We start from the raw sequence: 3,051 nt of genomic DNA on the forward strand, positions 1-3,051 counted from the left end.
CCAAAACATCTTCGGCGTTGTAAGGTTAAGCCTCACGGTTCATTAGTACCGGTTAGCTCAACGCATCGCTGCGCTTACACACCCGGCCTATCAACGTCGTCGTCTTCAACGTTCCTTCAGGAGCCTTTAAGGCTCAGGGAGAACTCATCTCGGGGCAAGTTTCGTGCTTAGATGCTTTCAGCACTTATCTCTTCCGCATTTAGCTACCGGGCAGTGCCATTGGCATGACAACCCGAACACCAGTGATGCGTCCACTCCGGTCCTCTCGTACTAGGAGCAGCCCCCCTCAATTCTCCAGCGCCCACGGCAGATAGGGACCGAACTGTCTCACGACGTTCTAAACCCAGCTCGCGTACCACTTTAAATGGCGAACAGCCATACCCTTGGGACCTACTTCAGCCCCAGGATGTGATGAGCCGACATCGAGGTGCCAAACACCGCCGTCGATATGAACTCTTGGGCGGTATCAGCCTGTTATCCCCGGAGTACCTTTTATCCGTTGAGCGATGGCCCTTCCATTCAGAACCACCGGATCACTATGACCTGCTTTCGCACCTGCTCGCGCCGTCACGCTCGCAGTCAAGCTGGCTTATGCCATTGCACTAACCTCCTGATGTCCGACCAGGATTAGCCAACCTTCGTGCTCCTCCGTTACTCTTTAGGAGGAGACCGCCCCAGTCAAACTACCCACCAGACACTGTCCGCAACCCGGATCACGGGTCCACGTTAGAACATCAAACATTAAAGGGTGGTATTTCAAGGCCGGCTCCATGCAGACTGGCGTCCACACTTCAAAGCCTCCCACCTATCCTACACATCAAGGCTCAATGTTCAGTGTCAAGCTATAGTAAAGGTTCACGGGGTCTTTCCGTCTTGCCGCGGGTACACTGCATCTTCACAGCGAGTTCAATTTCACTGAGTCTCGGGTGGAGACAGCCTGGCCATCATTACGCCATTCGTGCAGGTCGGAACTTACCCGACAAGGAATTTCGCTACCTTAGGACCGTTATAGTTACGGCCGCCGTTTACCGGGGCTTCGATCAGGAGCTTCGCCTTGCGGCTGACCCCATCAATTAACCTTCCGGCACCGGGCAGGCGTCACACCGTATACGTCCACTTTCGTGTTTGCACAGTGCTGTGTTTTTAATAAACAGTTGCAGCCAGCTGGTATCTTCGACTGGTCTCAGCTCCACGAGTAAATCGCTTCACCTACACACCAGCGTGCCTTCTCCCGAAGTTACGGCACCATTTTGCCTAGTTCCTTCACCCGAGTTCTCTCAAGCGCCTTGGTATTCTCTACCTGACCACCTGTGTCGGTTTGGGGTACGATTTCGTGTTACCTGGAGCTTAGAGGCTTTTCCTGGAAGCAGGGCATCTGTCACTTCAGCACCGTAGTGCCTCGTCATCACGCCTCAGTGTTAAAGCACTCCGGATTTGCCTGGAGCACACACCTGCACGCTTAAACCGGGACAACCGTCGCCCGGATGACATAGCCTTCTCCGTCCCCCCTTCGCAGTAACACCAAGTACAGGAATATTAACCTGTTTCCCATCGACTACGCCTTTCGGCCTCGCCTTAGGGGTCGACTCACCCTGCCCCGATTAACGTTGGACAGGAACCCTTGGTCTTCCGGCGAGCGGGCTTTTCACCCGCTTTATCGTTACTTATGTCAGCATTCGCACTTCTGATACCTCCAGCAGTCCTCACAGACCACCTTCTACGGCTTACAGAACGCTCCCCTACCCAACAACACACAGTGTTGCTGCCGCAGCTTCGGTGCATGGTTTAGCCCCGTTACATCTTCCGCGCAGGCCGACTCGACCAGTGAGCTATTACGCTTTCTTTAAATGATGGCTGCTTCTAAGCCAACATCCTGGCTGTCTGGGCCTTCCCACATCGTTTCCCACTTAACCATGACTTTGGGACCTTAGCTGGCGGTCTGGGTTGTTTCCCTCTTCACGACGGACGTTAGCACCCGCCGTGTGTCTCCCGTGATAACATTCTCCGGTATTCGCAGTTTGCATCGGGTTGGTAAGTCGGGATGACCCCCTAGCCGAAACAGTGCTCTACCCCCGGAGATGAATTCACGAGGCGCTACCTAAATAGCTTTCGGGGAGAACCAGCTATCTCCCGGTTTGATTGGCCTTTCACCCCCAGCCACAGGTCATCCGCTAATTTTTCAACATTAGTCGGTTCGGTCCTCCAGTTAGTGTTACCCAACCTTCAACCTGCCCATGGCTAGATCACCGGGTTTCGGGTCTATACCCTGCAACTTAACGCCCAATTAAGACTCGGTTTCCCTTCGGCTCCCCTATACGGTTAACCTTGCTACAGAATATAAGTCGCTGACCCATTATACAAAAGGTACGCAGTCACACCCCGAAGGGTGCTCCCACTGCTTGTACGTACACGGTTTCAGGTTCTCTTTCACTCCCCTCGCCGGGGTTCTTTTCGCCTTTCCCTCACGGTACTGGTTCACTATCGGTCAGTCAGGAGTATTTAGCCTTGGAGGATGGTCCCCCCATATTCAGACAGGATACCACGTGTCCCGCCCTACTCATCGAGCTCACAGCCTGTGCGTTTTTGTGTACGGGGCTTTCACCCTGTATCGCGCGACTTTCCAGACGCTTCCACTAACACACACGCTGATTCAGACTCTGGGCTCCTCCCCGTTCGCTCGCCGCTACTGGGGGAATCTCGGTTGATTTCTTTTCCTCGGGGTACTTAGATGTTTCAGTTCCCCCGGTTCGCCTCGTAACACTATGTATTCATGTTACGATGATGCACCGAAGTGCACCGGGTTTCCCCATTCGGACATCGCCGGTTATAACGGTTCATATCACCTTACCGGCGCTTTTCGCAGATTAGCACGTCCTTCATCGCCTCTGACTGCCAGGGCATCCACCGTGTACGCTTAGTCGCTTAACCTCACAACCCGAAGATGTTTCTTCCGATTCATCATCGTGATTGCGAAAATTTGAGAGACTCACGAACAACTTGCGTTGTTCTGTGTTTCAATTTTCAGCTTGATCCAGATTTTTAAAGAGCAAA

1 rRNA gene is annotated in these 3,051 nt (G+C 53.2%); it reads right to left on the reverse strand.

Annotation, left to right across the window (positions count from 1 at the left end):
- Nucleotides 1–21 precede the first annotated feature (21 nt).
- Nucleotides 22–2,928: ribosomal RNA gene (locus GTGU_RS22955) — 23S ribosomal RNA — on the reverse strand.
- Nucleotides 2,929–3,051: the final 123 nt, after the last annotated feature.

Source organism: Trabulsiella guamensis ATCC 49490, from assembly GCF_000734965.1.
GTDB classification, from domain to species: domain Bacteria; phylum Pseudomonadota; class Gammaproteobacteria; order Enterobacterales; family Enterobacteriaceae; genus Trabulsiella; species Trabulsiella guamensis.